The organism is Streptomyces sp. NPDC056128 (assembly GCF_042263835.1).
GTDB lineage: Bacteria > Actinomycetota > Actinomycetes > Streptomycetales > Streptomycetaceae > Streptomyces.
Genome location: NZ_JBHJVQ010000018.1, coordinates 14,729 through 30,296 on the forward strand (window position 1 = coordinate 14,729; position 15,568 = coordinate 30,296).

17 protein-coding genes are annotated in these 15,568 nt (G+C 72.3%); 8 read left to right on the plus strand and 9 right to left on the minus strand.

What is annotated here, in order from left to right; all coding sequences use genetic code 11:
* The first annotated feature begins 176 nt into the window (after positions 1 to 176).
* On the plus strand, positions 177 to 1,859 hold the full coding sequence (locus ACFC1X_RS27120; RefSeq protein WP_376357942.1) for a streptophobe family protein: 1,683 nt from the start codon (positions 177 to 179) through the stop codon (positions 1,857 to 1,859).
* Between the two features lie 93 nt (positions 1,860 to 1,952).
* The gene (gene serB, locus ACFC1X_RS27125) at positions 1,953 to 3,197 is read left to right on the plus strand and encodes a phosphoserine phosphatase SerB (protein WP_376357945.1); all 1,245 of its coding nucleotides are present in this window, start codon (positions 1,953 to 1,955) and stop codon (positions 3,195 to 3,197) included.
* A 72-nt stretch (positions 3,198 to 3,269) separates the two neighbouring features.
* On the opposite strand, the gene ACFC1X_RS27130 is transcribed toward serB, so the two are convergent.
* The 4 genes from ACFC1X_RS27130 to ACFC1X_RS27145 form a co-directional block, all read right to left on the minus strand.
* Entirely contained in the window at positions 3,270 to 3,788 is a 519-nt protein-coding gene (locus tag ACFC1X_RS27130) for a histidine phosphatase family protein (RefSeq protein WP_376357948.1), read from the minus strand.
* Between the two features lie 91 nt (positions 3,789 to 3,879).
* Positions 3,880 to 4,086 carry a hypothetical protein gene (locus tag ACFC1X_RS27135; RefSeq protein ID WP_125492635.1) on the minus strand — a complete coding sequence of 69 codons (207 nt, stop codon included), beginning with the start codon at positions 4,084 to 4,086 and terminating at the stop codon, positions 3,880 to 3,882.
* A gap of 179 nt (positions 4,087 to 4,265) precedes the next feature.
* Complete coding sequence (locus ACFC1X_RS27140; RefSeq protein WP_107420105.1) at positions 4,266 to 4,382, minus strand: SGM_5486 family transporter-associated protein; 117 nt, start codon at positions 4,380 to 4,382, stop codon at positions 4,266 to 4,268.
* 54 nt (positions 4,383 to 4,436) lie between these two features.
* Positions 4,437 to 5,711, minus strand: a complete 1,275-nt coding sequence (locus ACFC1X_RS27145; RefSeq protein ID WP_376357952.1) for a CynX/NimT family MFS transporter — start codon at positions 5,709 to 5,711, stop codon at positions 4,437 to 4,439.
* Between the two features lie 143 nt (positions 5,712 to 5,854).
* Here ACFC1X_RS27145 and ACFC1X_RS27150 point away from each other — a divergent pair, with 143 nt between their 5' ends.
* Positions 5,855 to 6,547: a FadR/GntR family transcriptional regulator gene (locus ACFC1X_RS27150; protein ID WP_376357955.1), complete on the plus strand. Its 693-nt coding sequence runs from the start codon at positions 5,855 to 5,857 to the stop codon at positions 6,545 to 6,547.
* On the opposite strand, the gene ACFC1X_RS27155 is transcribed toward ACFC1X_RS27150, so the two are convergent.
* The 3 genes from ACFC1X_RS27155 to fabG all read right to left on the minus strand — a co-directional run bounded on the left by ACFC1X_RS27155 (position 6,525) and on the right by fabG (position 8,523).
* Positions 6,525 to 6,875 carry a hypothetical protein gene (locus ACFC1X_RS27155; protein ID WP_376357958.1) on the minus strand — a complete coding sequence of 117 codons (351 nt, stop codon included), beginning with the start codon at positions 6,873 to 6,875 and terminating at the stop codon, positions 6,525 to 6,527. The genes ACFC1X_RS27150 and ACFC1X_RS27155 overlap by 23 nt on opposite strands.
* A 170-nt stretch (positions 6,876 to 7,045) precedes the next feature.
* Positions 7,046 to 7,813: an enoyl-ACP reductase FabI gene (fabI, locus tag ACFC1X_RS27160; RefSeq protein WP_376357960.1), complete on the minus strand. Its 768-nt coding sequence runs from the start codon at positions 7,811 to 7,813 to the stop codon at positions 7,046 to 7,048.
* 5 nt (positions 7,814 to 7,818) lie between these two features.
* Positions 7,819 to 8,523, minus strand: a complete 705-nt coding sequence (gene fabG / locus ACFC1X_RS27165) for a 3-oxoacyl-[acyl-carrier-protein] reductase (protein ID WP_376357963.1) — start codon at positions 8,521 to 8,523, stop codon at positions 7,819 to 7,821.
* 304 nt (positions 8,524 to 8,827) lie between these two features.
* Here fabG and ACFC1X_RS27170 point away from each other — a divergent pair, with 304 nt between their 5' ends.
* From ACFC1X_RS27170 to tyrS, 3 genes are all read left to right on the plus strand, one after another.
* The gene (locus ACFC1X_RS27170; protein WP_376357966.1) at positions 8,828 to 10,351 is read left to right on the plus strand and encodes a TldD/PmbA family protein; all 1,524 of its coding nucleotides are present in this window, start codon (positions 8,828 to 8,830) and stop codon (positions 10,349 to 10,351) included.
* Complete coding sequence (locus ACFC1X_RS27175) at positions 10,348 to 11,742, plus strand: metallopeptidase TldD-related protein (RefSeq protein WP_376357969.1); 1,395 nt, start codon at positions 10,348 to 10,350, stop codon at positions 11,740 to 11,742. Before ACFC1X_RS27170 ends, ACFC1X_RS27175 begins: the two co-directional genes overlap by 4 nt.
* Positions 11,743 to 11,814: 72 nt before the next feature.
* Positions 11,815 to 13,083 (plus strand): tyrosine--tRNA ligase, encoded by a 1,269-nt coding sequence (gene tyrS / locus ACFC1X_RS27180; RefSeq protein ID WP_376357972.1) that lies wholly within the window; start codon positions 11,815 to 11,817, stop codon positions 13,081 to 13,083.
* 72 nt (positions 13,084 to 13,155) lie between these two features.
* Here tyrS and ACFC1X_RS27185 read toward each other — a convergent pair whose 3' ends face one another.
* The gene (locus ACFC1X_RS27185) at positions 13,156 to 13,437 is read right to left on the minus strand and encodes a GlsB/YeaQ/YmgE family stress response membrane protein (protein ID WP_376357975.1); all 282 of its coding nucleotides are present in this window, start codon (positions 13,435 to 13,437) and stop codon (positions 13,156 to 13,158) included.
* A gap of 261 nt (positions 13,438 to 13,698) precedes the next feature.
* Between ACFC1X_RS27185 and ACFC1X_RS27190 the strand changes: the two genes are divergently transcribed.
* Positions 13,699 to 14,094, plus strand: a complete 396-nt coding sequence (locus ACFC1X_RS27190) for a DUF3099 domain-containing protein (protein ID WP_376357978.1) — start codon at positions 13,699 to 13,701, stop codon at positions 14,092 to 14,094.
* A 211-nt stretch (positions 14,095 to 14,305) separates the two neighbouring features.
* The gene (locus ACFC1X_RS27195; RefSeq protein WP_376357980.1) at positions 14,306 to 14,551 is read left to right on the plus strand and encodes a hypothetical protein; all 246 of its coding nucleotides are present in this window, start codon (positions 14,306 to 14,308) and stop codon (positions 14,549 to 14,551) included.
* Positions 14,552 to 14,568: 17 nt separating this feature from the next.
* On the opposite strand, the gene moaA is transcribed toward ACFC1X_RS27195, so the two are convergent.
* Positions 14,569 to 15,558: a GTP 3',8-cyclase MoaA gene (gene moaA / locus ACFC1X_RS27200; protein WP_376357983.1), complete on the minus strand. Its 990-nt coding sequence runs from the start codon at positions 15,556 to 15,558 to the stop codon at positions 14,569 to 14,571.
* Positions 15,559 to 15,568 lie beyond the last annotated feature (10 nt).

Sequence of the window (15,568 nt, forward strand, 5' to 3'; positions counted from 1 at the left end):
TCGGGGGGAACTATTTCAGGCTCGGGCCCCTGACCGAAAGTCGGGCCTTGTGAAAACTGCGTAGGCACCCATCGGCCGATCCCGTTGACGGGGTTGAAACCTGCTCGGAGAGTGGTAATCCACGCGAGGGGGACATGCGCGGCAACTCCGCCGCGCAGCGGATCGGGGGGTCTGCCATGAGCGCGTGCACGAGCGTCGGGTCCGAGGGGTATGCCGCCAGGGTGCCGTGGGGAGACGTGCTGCTGTCCGCGATCGCCGCTGTGAGCTGGGCGTTGATCGGCATGGCGGGAACGGCGGCGCTCGGTCTGCACCTGCTGGACGCGGACGCGGCGGGCTCGCTGGGCCCGATGACGGCGGCGGTCGTGGCGCTGGGCGCGGGCGGTTCGGTGACACCAGACGGAGACGTGTCGGCGTTCGGGCTGAAGGGGGCGGAGGCGTACTCGGCCATCGAGATCACGCCATTGGGCGTGAGCGTGGTCGGCGCGCTGCTGCTGTCGTACTTCTTCCTGCGCTCCCTGCGCGGGGCCGGAGTTGTCGTCTCCCCCGCCGAACTCCTCGCACGCGCGGGTGCGGTGGTCGCCCTGTTCGTGGCGATGACGGGTGGTCTGGTCTGGGCGGGTCACGACATCATCACGATCGACGGCGGTGCGCTGGGGATCGACGAGCTGCCCGGCGGCGGCGTGGAGATTCCGGGGCTCGGGGACGTGGGTGACATCGGCGGGCTGCTCCCCGACCGGATCGGTGACCTCGTCGACGCCGAGGCCGCGGTCGGTATCAGCGTCGACACCGCGCCGACCCTGCTGGGCGGGCTGGCCTGGTCCGCCGGGGTTCTGCTGATCGCGCTGCTGGCCTCGCGCAGTACTCCGCTGCCGCGCGGGTGCGCGGCCGTGCACCGGGTGGTGCGGCCCGCCGTGTCCGCCGTGGTCACGGTGGCCCTGACCGCGGTGGCGGCCGGCATCGCGGCGGCCGTCTACGCGGCGGTCGGCGACGACCATCCGCGGCGGATCGCGGCCGCCGCGCTCCTCGGGGCGCCGAACGGGGTCTGGCTCGGCGTCCCGGTCGGCCTGTTCGTGCCGTGGGACGGGCGGGCCACCGGCGAACTCGTGCGGGTTCTCCCCGCTCCGCTGGACGACCTGCTGGGCGCGGGCGCCGACGAGCCGGTCACGCTGGCGCGGCTGGCGGAGCTGGACGGACGGGTGTGGCTGCTGGGGGTGGCGGCGGCCCTGATGATGTTGCTGGCCGGGGTCCTGACGGCGGTACGGACCCCCATGGCTCCGGGCGAGGGGCGCTCCCCCGCTTTCGTGGGGCGCTGCGCGCTGCGGCTCGGCCTCGCGACCGGGGCGGCGCTGCCGCTGCTCTCCTGGCTGAGCGAGGTGTCCGTGGACGCCTCGCTGTCGGTGCTCGGCATCGACGCCTTCGGCGCGGGCCTCGACCTCCGCGCCCACCTCGGCACGGCTCTGCTGCTGGGCGCCCTGTGGGGTGCGGGGGCGGGGGCCGCCGGGGCGTTGCTGGCGCGGGCGAGCGGGGCGGCGGGGGTGCGGGCGACGGGGCTGGCACGGGGTGCCGGGGTGGTGGCGGCGCCGGATGCCGGTGGCCTCGATCACGGGGCGTCCGCCTCGGGTCCGTGCCCGGGACCTGGGCAGGGTGCCGCCGGACAGTACGCCGACCCGCACCGCCGGGCGGGCGACGACGTGTACGGCGCCCCGACCGTGGCGGGCCCGCTCGGGCCGCCGCCGGGAGCACCCCGGCGGCCACCGCACCCGGGGGAACGGCCGCCGTCACGCCGCTGGGGCGAGGTCCCGCCGCCCCCGCCTCCGCCACCGCCCGCGCCGCCGAGGAGGCCGAGGGACGGGGAGTGAGAGGTGATGCAGGGTGGTGCGGGGCAGTGGCGCTGTCCGTCAGGCGGACCTCGAGGGCGGCAGGCACCGGGTGCCGGATACGGTTGGACCACCATGAGCGCTACGCAGACCTCTGACGTTCCCACGCTTCTCGTCAAGATCTTCGGCAAGGACCGGCCGGGCATCACGGCCGGCCTGTTCGACACCCTCGCCGCCTACTCCGTCGACGTCGTCGACATCGAGCAGGTCGTCACCCGTGGCCGGATCGTGCTGTGCGCGCTCGTGACCGAGCCGCCCCGCGGTCTGGAGGGCGATCTGCGGGCCACCGTCCACGGCTGGGCCGAGTCGCTGAAACTCCAGGCGGAGATCATCTCCGGTATCGGCGACAACCGGCCGCGCGGTCTCGGCCGCTCGCTGGTCACGGTGCTCGGGCACCCGCTCACCGCCGAGGCGACGGCCGCCATAGCGGCCCGGATCACCGAGGTCGGCAGCAACATCGACCGTATCTTCCGGCTGGCCAAGTACCCCGTGACCGCCGTCGAGTTCGCGGTGTCCGGCGTGGCGACCGAGCCTCTGCGCACGGCGCTGGCCACGGAGGCCGCGGCGCTCGGTGTGGACGTCGCGGTCGTCTCGGCGGGGCTGCACCGGCGGGCGCAGCGCCTGGTGGTGATGGACGTGGACTCCACGCTGATCCAGGACGAGGTCATCGAGCTGTTCGCCGCGCACGCCGGGTGCGAGGACAAGGTCGCCGACGTGACGGCGGCCGCGATGCGCGGGGAGCTGGACTTCGAGCAGTCGCTGCACGCTCGCGTGGCGCTGCTGGCGGGGCTGGACGCCTCCGTGGTGGACAAGGTCCGCGCCGAGGTGCGGCTGACGCCGGGTGCCCGCACCCTGATCCGCACGCTGAAGCGGCTCGGCTACCAGGTGGGGGTCGTCTCCGGCGGATTCACGCAGGTCACCGATGATCTCAAGGAGCGGCTGGGGCTGGACTTCGCCCAGGCCAACACCCTGGAGATCGTCGACGGCAGGCTGACCGGCCGGGTCACCGGGGAGATCGTGGACCGGGCGGGCAAGGCGCGGCTGCTGCGACGGTTCGCCGCCGAGGCGGGCGTACCGCTGTCGCAGACCGTGGCGATCGGTGACGGCGCCAATGACCTGGACATGCTGAACGCGGCGGGTCTCGGGGTCGCCTTCAACGCCAAACCGGTGGTGCGCGAGGCGGCGCACACCGCGGTGAACGTGCCCTTCCTGGACACCGTCCTCTACCTGCTCGGCATCACCCGCGAGGAGGTGGAGGCCGCGGACACGCTGGACGACGGTCTCGGCGAGGACCTCGGCCTGCCCTCCGACGGGCTCTGAACCTGCGACGAGGGCCCGGACCGTACGGCGCCGGGCCCGCCGCGTCAGCGGTGTGCGCCGGGTGCGGCCCGGTCAGTCGGTCGGCGCCCAGTAATCGACCAGGGAGGCCGCCCCGGGCTCCACGTCCTTCCAGGAGCCGGTGAAGGTCAGGACGGCGAAGGCGGCGGTCGGGAAGCCCCGGCGCCCCATCCGTCCGCGCGCCTCGTCCTCGGCCGAGCCGGCCAGGATCTCGGCGAGTCCCTCCATGCCCGGGTTGTGGCCGATCACCAGCACGTTCCGCAGGTCGTCGGGGGTCTCGTTGAGCACGGCGATCAGCTCGCCGGGCGAGGCCTCGTAGATCCGCTCCTCGTAGACGGTTTTCGGCCGGTGCGGGAACTCGTGGACGGCGAGCTTCCAGGTCTCGCGGGTCCGGGTCGAGGTGGAGCACAGGGCCTGATCGAAGGCGACACCGGTGTCCGCCAGCCGTCGCCCGGCCTCTGCGGCGTCCTTGCGACCCCGATCAGCGAGCGGTCGCTCGTGGTCGGTCACCTGTGGCCAGTCGGCTTTCGCATGCCGGAAAAGGACAATCCTGCGGGGTTCTGCGACGCTCATGGCATCCAGCTTCGCATGAAACAGGCCACGGGGCGCAGGTAGTTGACATGCGGATTCACCGCCGTACGCGCGTCCGGGCCCGGGTCCGGCCTCAGCCCACGGTCAGCTGGAGCAGCCGCTCCAGCAGGTGGGCGATGGCCGGCTGCTCGGTGGCCGCGTGCGCGTCGGCGGGGTTGAGTATCAGCAGGAGCAGCGTCACGAAGGCGAGCACGGGCAGGGCGAGGGCCCACCAGGGGAGCCGGCTGTCGACGCCGCCCCGGGTCGCGCGGGGAGGCCGGGTGTAGGTAGGGGCCGACATGAGTGCCTCCGCTGGTCTTCGAGCGTCCCTGGTCCGTGCTCCGCGTCCCGCCTGTCGCGGGCACATCTCGAAGCTACGGAATCCGCGGGCCCCGACCCATCCGGAGGTCCACCCACTTGACCCTGACCCTTACCCCCTAGGGGATGGGGGGTTAACCCCACCATCCGGCCGGGGCGGGGTCACGGCGAGGCGATCGTCGCGATGATGCCGATGATCACGAAGATCGCGAGGAAGCCGCCGAAGACGAGCAGCATCTTCTTCTGGCCGTTCTGGGGGTTCGGGTCGAGGACTGGCATGCGGCAAGTCTCCCATCCGCCCCCGGCGCGGTGCCGGGCGGGCCGCCCGCCCGCTCAGCGGGCCGCCTCGTCCTCCACCGTGCGGTCGCGTCCGGCCAGGACGCCCACCACGATCTGCGGCACCATCAGCGCGCTCATCAGCGCGATCGGCAGGCCCCAGCCGCCGCTGTGCTGGTAGAGCACGCCGACCAGGAGCGGGCCGGGGATGGAGATCAGGTAGCCGGTGCTCTGCGCGAAGGCCGAGAGCTGGGCGACGCCCGCGCCGGTCCTGGCCCGCATGCCGACCATGGTCAGCGCGAGCGGGAAGGCGCAGTTCGACACGCCGAGCAGCAGGGCCCAGGCCCAGGCACCGCCGGCCGGGGCGAAGTACAGACCGGCGTAGCCGGCGAGGCCGCACAGGCCCAGGACCAGGACGATCGGGCCCTGGTGGGGCAGGCGGGTGGCCACGCGCGGGATGACGAAGGCGAGCGGCACGCCCATCACCATGATCACGGCGAGCAGCAGCCCGGCCGTGCCCGCGGAGACTCCGGCGTCCCGGAAGATCTGCGCCATCCAGCCCATCGTGATGTAGGCGGCGGTGGCCTGGAGGCCGAAGAAGACGGCGAGCGCCCAGGCCGTACGGCTGCGGGTGATCCGTATCGGGGCCTGACCGGCGGCCGGCTCGGCGGGCCGCCCCGGAGACGGGGCGGGCGACACGGCGGAGGGCGCCTCGCGGTGGCGCACGAACGGGATCCACGGCAGGACGGCGGCCGCCCCCACCACGGCCCACACCGCGAGGCCGGGCTGCCAGTGGCCGCCCAGGGCGTTCGTCACCGGCACCGTCGCCGCGGCGGCGACGGAGGTGCCGAAGGCGAGGGCCATCGAGTAGAGGCCGGTCATGGAGCCGACGCGGTCGGGGAAGTAGCGCTTGACGATGACCGGCATCAGGACGTTGCTGACCGCGATGCCCATCAGCGCGAGCGCGGTCGCGGCCAGGAAACCGGCCGTCCCGCCGGCGTACGGCCGGATCAGCAGGCCCGCGGTGATGGCGGCCATGCCCGCGCAGACCACCGCGCCGGGCCCGAAGCGGCGGGCCACCCGGGGTGCCATGACCCCGAAGACGGCGAAGCACAGCGGGGGGACGGAGGTGAGCAGTCCGGCGGCGCTGCCGCTCATGCCGAGCCCGTCGCGGACCTCCTCCAGGAGGGCGCCCAGGCTGGTGATGGCGGGGCGCAGGTTGAGCGCGGCCAGGACGATGCCGAGGATCAGCAGCCGGGTCGTCCACGGCGTCCACGCGCGCGTGCCGGGCGCCTGGAGCGCCGTCGCCGCCTCGCCGGGTATCTCACGCATCCGCGTTTCCGTACGTGTCTCCGTGCGCGTCTCCGTCCGGGTGTCCGTCCGGGCTTCCTCACTAGCCATGAGGCCCATCATAGAATCATGGGATGATTGATTGTCCACTCCTATGTTGTCCACTCCACGTGCGAAGGTGAGCCATGCCTCTCAGCCATCCCCGTCGCTCGGCGCTGTCCGAGCAGGTCATCGCGGCGCTGCGGCAGCAGATCGCCTCGGGCGAGTGGCCGGTCGGTTCCCGCATCCCGACGGAGCCCGAGCTGGTCGAGCAGCTCGGGGTCGCCCGCAACACGGTCCGGGAGGCGGTCCGCGCGCTGGCGCACAACGGCCTGCTGGACATCCGTCAGGGCTCCGGCACGTACGTCGTGGCGACCAGTGAGCTGGCGGGCGTGATGCAGCGCCGCTTCGCCGAGGCCGACCCCCGGCACATCGCCGAGCTGCGGTCCACCCTGGAGTCGGCCGCCGCCCGGCTCGCCGCGGAGCGACGCACGGAGAAGGACCTCAAGCAGCTGGACGCGCTCCTGGTGCGCCGCGAGGAGGCCTGGGAGTCGGGTGACGCCGAGGCGTTCGTGACCGCGGACGCGACCTTCCACCTGGCCGTCGTGGCCGCCTCGCACAACGACGTGATGACCGCGATGTACGCGGACCTGGGCGAGGTGATGCGGGACTGGCTGCGAAGCGACGTCGGCAGCGAGCTGACGCCCGAGAGCCACATGGACCACACCAGGCTGGTGGACGCGATCCGCGCGGGCGACGCCGGGACCGCGGAGGCGGAGGCGGCGGGCTACCCGTTCCTGTGCCGCCCGGGCCGGTTCACCGCACCCTCCGGTGGCTGACCCACGCCGACCGGACCTCCTTCCAGCACCGCCCGTCCAGCCGTACGGTCTGCGCCGGCCCGGCCTCGACCGGCGCGGCGTCGCCGTCGAGGTCCCACCAGCGGGCGCACTCGACGTGCAGCCGCACGAAGTCGGTCGCCGGGTACGGGTTGTGGCAGTGGGCGGTCACGTCGGAGTCGACGACGCGGACCCGGCACGCCGAGCCGAACAGCTCCGCCCGCGCGGAGTCCCCGGTGCCCCCGCGCGCGTGGGACATCGCTTCGTACGGCAGGACCAGCACACAGGCGAGGGCGAGGGACGCCGAGGCGAGGCGGGCGAGCGGACGCACAAGAGGCCTCCTCGGCGGCACTGGGGAGGAAAGGCTCGTGGGGAACGCGGACTCCAGCGTGCGCCGACGGCCGGTCCACCGCCCGCCGGCTGGGCCGGACGGGTGACACGCGAAGGACCCGCACCCGAGGCGGATGCGGGTCCTTGGAGGCGTTCGGACAGGGCTTCCGGTCAGGCGCCGATGGCGTGCAGACCGCCGTCCACGTGGACGATCTCGCCCGTGGTCTTCGGGAACCAGTCGCTCAGCAGCGCGACGACACCGCGGCCGGCCGGCTCCGGGTCCTTGAGGTCCCACTCCAGCGGGGAACGGCTGTCCCACACCGAGGCCAGCTCGCCGAAGCCCGGGATGGACTTGGCGGCCATGGAGCCGATCGGACCGGCCGAGACCAGGTTGCAGCGGATGTTCTGCTTGCCCAGGTCACGCGCCATGTAGCGGCTGGTGGCCTCCAGGGCCGCCTTGGCCGGGCCCATCCAGTCGTACTGCGGCCAGGCGAACTGCGCGTCGAAGGTGAGGCCGACGACCGAGCCGCCGTTCTGCATCAGCGGCAGGCAGGCCATGGTCAGCGACTTCAGGGAGTACGCCGAGACGTGCATGGCCGTGGCGACCGATTCGAACGGCGTGTTCAGGAAGTTGCCGCCGAGCGCGTCCTGCGGGGCGAAGCCGATGGAGTGCACGACGCCGTCGAGGCCGCCCAGCTCCTCGCCGACGATGTCGGCCAGGCGCGCGAGGTGCTCGTCGTTGGTGACGTCCAGCTCGATGACCTTGGTCGGCTTGGGCAGCTTCCTGGCGATGCGCTCGGTCAGCGTGGGACGCGGGAACGCGGTCAGGATGATCTCGGCGCCCTGCTCCTGGGCCAGCTTGGCGGTGTGGAAGGCGATGGAGGACTCCATCAGCACACCGGTGATCAGGACGCGCTTGCCCTCGAGAATTCCGCTCATGGTGATCAGTGACCCATTCCCAGTCCGCCGTCAACGGGAATGACGGCTCCAGTGATGTACGACGCCTCGTCCGAGGCGAGGAACCGCACCGCGGCGGCGATCTCCTCGGGCCGCGCGTACCGGCCCAGCGGCACCTGCGACACGATGTTGGCCCGCTGCTCGTCGGTGAGCACCTTGGTCATGTCGGTGTCCACGAAGCCGGGCGCGACGACGTTGAAGGTGAGGTTGCGCGAACCCAGCTCACGGGCGAGCGAGCGCGCGAAGCCGACCAGACCGGCCTTGGAGGCGGCGTAGTTCGACTGACCCGCGGAGCCGAGGAGCCCGACCACGGAGGAGATCAGGACGACGCGGCCCTTCTTGGCCCGCAGCATGCCGCGGTTGGCGCGCTTGACGACCCGGAAGGTGCCGGTGAGGTTGGTTTCCAGGACCGAGGTGAAGTCCTCCTCGGACATGCGCATCAGGAGCTGGTCCTTGGTGACGCCGGCGTTGGCGACCAGGACCTCGACGGGACCGTGCGCCTCCTCGATCTCCTTGTAGGCCTGCTCCACCTGCTCGGTGTCGGTGATGTCGCACTTGACGGCCAGGAAGCCCTCCGGCGGCTCACCCGAGCGGTATGTGATCGCGACCTTGTCGCCGGCATCGGCGAAAGCGCGGGCGATGGCGAGGCCGATGCCCCGGTTGCCTCCGGTGACGAGAACCGAGCGGCTCAACGGATCACCCTTTCCCTAGCGGTCTGTGGTCCGCCCGAGCACCCGGATGACAGGCGGCTACGGCAGGCGGCTTCATCGAAAACCTATCGGGCCCCGCCTCCCGGCGGAGACTCGGGCACCCACAGTGGCTTACGGGGCTGACTGTCGGATCCCTACAGAACGGACCCGGCCACGGGTAACCGCGCGCGGCGGCAAAGGTGTGGTCGCCGTCCGGCCCGACGCGACATGATGCGGCCCAGGGCGACTGGCCCTGGCCCCCGGTGTCGCGGCAGACGACCGGTCACGTCGACAGAAAGAGACGCAGGTGCCTCACAGCATCGACGAAGCCTTCACGGCACTCCCCCTACGCGCCCTCGCCGACGCCGCCCTCGCACGCGCGCGAGCGCTCGGCGCGGAGCACGCGGATTTCCGCCTCGAACGGGTGCGCAACGCGTCCTGGCGTCTCAGGGACGCCAAACCCGCCGGGTCCTCGGACACCACCGACCTCGGGTACGCGGTGCGGGTGGTGCACGGCGGTACGTGGGGCTTCGCGTCCGGTGTGGACCTGACCATGGACGCCGCCGCGAAGGTCGCCTCGCAGGCGGTGGCGATGGCGAAGCTGTCCGCGCAGGTCATCAGGGCCGCGGGGTCGGACGAGCACGTGGAGCTGGCGGGCGAGCCCGTGCACGCCGACCGGACGTGGGTCTCGTCGTACGAGGTCGACCCGTTCACCGTGCCCGACGAGGAGAAGTCGGCCCTGCTGGCCGACTGGAGCGGGCGGCTGCTGGCGGCCGCCGGGGTCGACCACGTCGACGCCTCGCTGCTCACCGTGCACGAGAACAAGTTCTACGCCGACACGGCCGGGACCGTGACCACGCAGCAGAGGGTGCGGCTGCATCCGGTGCTCACCGCCGTGTCGGTCGACGACTCCAGCGGCGAGTTCGACTCCATGCGGACGCTGGCCCCGCCGGCCGGGCGCGGCTGGGAGTACCTGACCGGCACCGGCTGGGACTGGGACTCCGAGCTGGCCGAGATCCCGGAGCTGCTGGCCGAGAAGATGCGGGCGCCGAGCGTCGAGGCGGGGCTGTACGACCTGGTCGTCGACCCGTCGAACCTGTGGCTGACCATCCACGAGTCCATCGGGCACGCGACCGAGCTGGACCGGGCGCTCGGGTACGAGGCGGCGTACGCCGGTACCTCCTTCGCCACCTTCGACCAGCTCGGCAAGTTGCGCTACGGCTCGGAGCTGATGAACGTCACCGGCGACCGCACCGCCGAGCACGGCCTGGCGACCATCGGGTACGACGACGAGGGCGTCGAGGGCCAGTCCTGGGACCTGGTGAAGGACGGCACGCTGGTGGGCTACCAGCTCGACCGGCGGATCGCGCGGCTCACCGGGTTCGAGCGGTCCAACGGGTGCGCCTACGCCGACTCCCCCGCCCATGTGCCGGTGCAGCGCATGGCCAACGTCTCGCTCCAGCCCGACCCGGGCGGTCTGTCGACCGAGGACCTGATCGGGGGCGTGGACCGCGGGATCTACGTCGTCGGCGACCGTTCCTGGTCCATCGACATGCAGCGCTACAACTTCCAGTTCACCGGGCAGCGCTTCTTCCGGATCGAGAACGGGCGGCTCGCCGGTCAGCTGCGGGACGTGGCCTACCAGGCGACGACCACCGACTTCTGGGGCTCCATGGCGGCCGTCGGCGGCCCGCGGACGTACGTCCTGGGTGGCGCCTTCAACTGCGGCAAGGCCCAGCCGGGGCAGGTCGCGGCCGTCTCCCACGGCTGCCCCTCCGCCCTGTTCAAGGGAGTCAACATTCTGAACACCACGCAGGAGGCGGGTCGATGAGCGCGGGTACGAGCAGGCCGCACGAGATCGTCGAGCGGGCGCTGGAGCTGTCCCGGGCGGACGGCTGCGTCGTCATCGCCGACGAGGAGTCCACCGCCAACCTGCGCTGGGCGGGCAACGCGCTCACCACCAACGGCGTCACGCGCGGGCGCACGCTGACCGTCGTCGCCACCGTCGACGGTCAGCAGGGCACGGCGTCCGGTGTCGTGTCGCGCTCGGCGGTGACCGTGGACGAGCTGGAGCCCCTGGTGCGCGCCGCCGAGGCCGCCGCCCGCGGCGCCGGTCCCGCCGAGGACGCGCAGCCGCTGGTCACCGGCGTGCCCGAGTCGCCCGACTTCACCGACACCCCCGCCGAGACGTCCTCGGCCGTGTTCGCGGACTTCGCGCCCGCCCTCGGGGAGGCGTTCGCACGCGCGCGTGCGGGCGGCCGGGAGCTGTACGGATTCGCCAACCACGAGATGACGTCGACCTACGTGGGGACCTCCACGGGGCTGCGGCTGCGGCACGACCAGCCCAACGGGACGCTGGAGCTGAACGCCAAGTCGCCCGACCGGACCCGGTCGGCGTGGGCGGGGCGCTCCACGCGGGACTTCAAGGACGTCGATCCGGGTGCGCTCGACGCCGACCTGGCCGTACGCCTAGGCTGGGCGGAGCGGCGGGTGGAGCTGCCGGCGGGCCGGTACGAGACGCTGCTGCCGCCGACCGCGGTCGCCGACCTGCTGATCTACCAGCTGTGGTCGGCCTCGGGGCGGGACGCCGTCGAGGGGCGCACGGTGTTCTCCAAGCCGGGCGGCGGCACGCGCGTCGGCGAGCGGCTGGGCGAGCTGCCGCTGACCCTGCGCAGCGACCCGCACGAGCCGGGGCTGGAGAGCGCGCCCTTCGTGGTCGCGCACTCCTCCGGCGGCGACCAGTCGGTGTTCGACAACGGGCTGCCGGTGGCGGCCACCGACTGGATCCGCGCGGGTGAGCTGCACCGGCTGACGACCACCCGGCACAGCGCGGCCCTGACCGGGCTGCCGGTGGCCCCGGCGATCGGCAACCTGGTCCTGGACGGCGGCTCGGACCGCTCGCTGGAGGACATGGTGGCCGGCACGGAGCGCGGGCTGCTGCTGACCTGCCTCTGGTACATCCGCGAGGTCGATCCGGCCACGCTGCTGCTGACCGGGCTGACCCGGGACGGCGTCTACCTGGTCGAGAACGGCGAGGTCGTCGGCGAGGTGAACAACTTCCGGTTCAACGAGTCGCCGGTGGGCCTGCTGGGGAGGGCCACGGAGGCCGGGCGGACGGAGAAGACGCTGCCCAGGGAGTGGGGCGACTGGTTCACCAGGGCGGCGATGCCCGCGCTGCGGGTCCCCGATTTCAATATGAGCTCTGTCAGTCAGGGCGTATAACCTCGTAGTCGGCCGTCACCCGGCCGACCGAAGATCATTAAGCCGTATGAGCATGTAGGAGACAAGAGAACCGTGACGGACATCGTCGACGAGCTGAAGTGGCGCGGGCTGTTCGCCCAGTCCACCGACGAGGACGCTTTGCGCAAGGCGCTCGCGGACGGTCCCGTCACGTTCTATTGCGGTTTCGACCCGACCGCGCCGTCCCTGCACGTCGGGCACCTGGTGCAGGTGCTCACCGTGCGCCGGCTCCAGCAGGCCGGTCACCGGCCGCTGGCGCTGGTCGGCGGCGCTACGGGGCAGATCGGCGACCCGCGCCCGACCGCGGAGCGCACGCTGAACTCGCCGGAGACCGTCGCGGGCTGGGTCGACCGGCTGCGCGGCCAGATCGAGCCGTTCCTGACCTTCGAGGGCGAGAACGCGGCCGTGATGGTCAACAACCTCGACTGGACCGAGGGCCTCTCGGCCATCGAGTTCCTGCGGGACATCGGCAAGCACTTCCGGGTCAACAAGATGCTGACCAAGGACTCCGTGGCCCGGCGCCTGGAGTCCTCGGAGGGCATCAGCTACACGGAGTTCAGCTACCAGCTGCTCCAGGCCATGGACTTCCTCCAGCTCTACCGGAGGTACGGCTGCACGATGCAGCAGGGCGGCAGCGACCAGTGGGGCAACCTCACGGCCGGCCTCGACCTGCTGCACCGGCTGGAGCCGGACGCCGGCGTCCACGCCTACGCGACGCCGCTGATGACCAAGGCGGACGGCACCAAGTTCGGCAAGACCGAGGGCGGCGCGGTCTGGCTCGACCCGGAGATGACCACGCCGTACGCGTTCTACCAGTTCTGGCTGAACGTGGACGACCGGGACATCTCGACGTACTCGCGCATCCTGTCCTTCCGCTCCCGCGAGGAGCTGGAGGAGCTGGAGCGGCAGACCGAGGAGCGTCCGCAAGCCCGGGCGGCGCAGCGCGCGCTGGCGGAGGAGCTGACGACGCTGGTGCACGGCGCCGGGCAGACGGCCGCCGTGATCGCCGCGTCCAAGGCCCTCTTCGGCCAGGGCGACCTGGCCGAGCTGGACGACCGGACGCTCGCCGCGGCCCTCTCCGAGCTGCCGCACGTCGAGGTCACCGAGCTGGGCCCGGTCGTCGACCTGTTCGCCGAGGTCGGCCTGGTCGCCAGCAAGTCCGCCGCCCGCCGCACGGTGAAGGAGGGCGGTGCCTACGTGAACAACGTCAAGGTCGCCGGCGAGGACGCGGTCCCCGCCAAGGAGGACCTGCTGCACGGGCGCTGGCTGGTGCTGCGCCGCGGCAAGAAGAACCTGGCCGCGGTGGAGGTCACCGGCGCCTGAGCACACGGGTGGGGGCGGCCCCGGTACCTCGCGGTGCCGGGGCCGCCCCCGTGCCGTACGGGGTGCTCACCGTCAGGCCCGGCCGCGTCGTTTGTTGCCGCGGACCGCCATGTAGGCCGCATCGCCGAGGGCGACGATGATGATCGCGGCGACCAGCTGGAACACGTGCCGCCACCAGTCGATGCCCGAGGTCGCGTCCACCCCGGCCGCACGGGCCACCGCGTTGCCGACGATCGCGCCGAGCATGCCGAAGATGGTGGTCAGCCACAGCGGACTGTGCTGCTTCCCGGGGATGATCGCCTTGGCGATGAGACCGAGCACGAATCCGACGATGATCGCCCACAACCAGCCCATGACTGCCTCCTCGTACGGCTCCACGCGAGCATTGCCGCCAGTCTTCGGCCGTACCGCGTACGGCGCATGCGGGATACGGCCGAACGGGGGACCCGCGGCTGTGCCGACCGGCGCAGGCCGTCCGCGCACCGAGTGGTGCCCCGGTCTCGTGGGCGGCGCGAGGGCGGCGTAACGTGGGGAGTTGTCCGGGACCGGTGTCCCCGAGCGGCCACGGACGGAAGCGGGGCGGGGACGGTCCGATCGGGCGGATGGTGGAACCAGATGCGGAAGCACAGTGCCGGCGGCGTCGAGGTGTTCCGGATCACCGGGGCCCGGACGGGCCTCCATGACGACGTGCGCGCGCGACAGCGCCGGTACGTCATCTCGATGTCGGTCCGCACCGTGTCGGTGGTCCTCGCGGCCTGCCTGTGGAACGTGGAACGGCACGTCGCGATCGTGGCCCTGGTACTCGGCGTGGTCCTGCCGTACATCGCGGTCGTGATCGCCAACGCCGGGCGCGAGAACGCGCCATCTTTGCCGTCGACGTTCGTGAGGCCCCAGACGCCTCCGATGATCTTGCCGCCGCGGGCGGACGACGCCTCCGAGGAATCCGTCCCGGAGGACGCGATGTCGGATCCGTCGCCGGGAGCGGCGGGCGAGTCGCGCGGCCGGCCGTGACCTCGCGGCGCCCTCCGGCGGGGGCGTGCATTCCGCGCCAGGCCGAAGATCTGCTCAGATGAATCGTGCTGTTCCGGTGCCGGGCGATGGGTGACCCATGACATACTTCCTACGCGCTCCGCATCCCCCGTCGGAGCGACGGACCGACGCCGGGCAGCTCCCCCCGTGGCTGCTCGGCGTCGCCTTTTGTGTGAACCTGTGAGACGAACCTGTGAGTGACGACACCGCCCCGGACAACGCTCCGGAGGCCGCCCCCATCTGCTCCGCCAAGGGCTGCCGCACGGCCGCCGTGTGGGTGCTGGCGTGGAACAACCCGAAGATCCACACGCCCGAGCGGCGCAAGACGTGGATCGCCTGCGACGAGCACCGGGAACATCTGTCGCAGTTCCTCGGCATGCGGGGCTTCCTCAAGGACGTGGTCCCGCTGACCGAGTGGGAGCCCCCGGAGACCCCCTAGCCCGGACCGGCCCGCCGCTAGCCCCCGATCGCCGACATCGGCCGGTCGGGCTGCACGAACGACGGGTCGTCGAGGCCGGCGCCGGCCTTCTTGCCCCACATGGCGAGGCGCCAGATCCGGGCGACCTCCTCGTCGGGGGCGTCGGAGCGCAGGGCGGCCCGCAGGTCGGTCTCCTCGCGGGCGAAGAGGCAGGTGCGCACCTGGCCGTCGGCGGTCAGGCGGGTGCGGTCGCAGGCCGAGCAGAACGGGCGGGTGACGGAGGCGATGACGCCGACGCGGTGCGGGCCGCCGTCCACGACCCAGCGCTCGGCGGGGGCCGAGCCGCGCTCCTCGGAGCCCTCAGCGGTCAGCTCGAAGCGGGTGCGCAGCGAGGTGAGGATGTCACCGGCGGTGACCATGCCGTCGCGCTTCCAGCCGTGCTGGGCGTCCAGGGGCATCTGCTCGATGAACCGCAGCTCGTAGTCGTGCTCGACCGCCCAGGCGAGCAGGTCGGGGGCCTCGTCGGCATTGAGCCCCGGCATCAGGACGCTGTTGACCTTCACCGGGGTCAGCCCCGCCTCGCGGGCGGCCGCCAGGCCCTCCAGGACGTCCTTGTGGCGGTCCCGGCGGGTGAGGGTCTTGAAGACGTCGGGGCGCAGGGTGTCCAGCGAGACGTTGACCCGGTCCAGGCCCGCCGCCTTCAGGGCCGTCGCCGTGCGCCTGAGGCCGATGCCGTTGGTGGTGAGGGACATCTGGGGGCGCGGGGCGAGGGCGGCGACGCGCTCGACGATGCCGACCAGGCCGGGGCGCAGCAGCGGCTCGCCGCCGGTGAAGCGGACCTCCTCGATGCCGAGGGAGGTGACCGCGATGTCGATGAGGCGGACGATCTCGTCGTCCGTGAGCAGGTCGGGCTTGGCCAGCCACTGGAGGCCCTCTTCGGGCATGCAGTAGGTGCAGCGCAGGTTGCAGCGGTCGGTGAGCGAGACCCTCAGGTCGGTGGCCACTCGGCCGTAGGTGTCGATGAGCACGTGGGCCCCC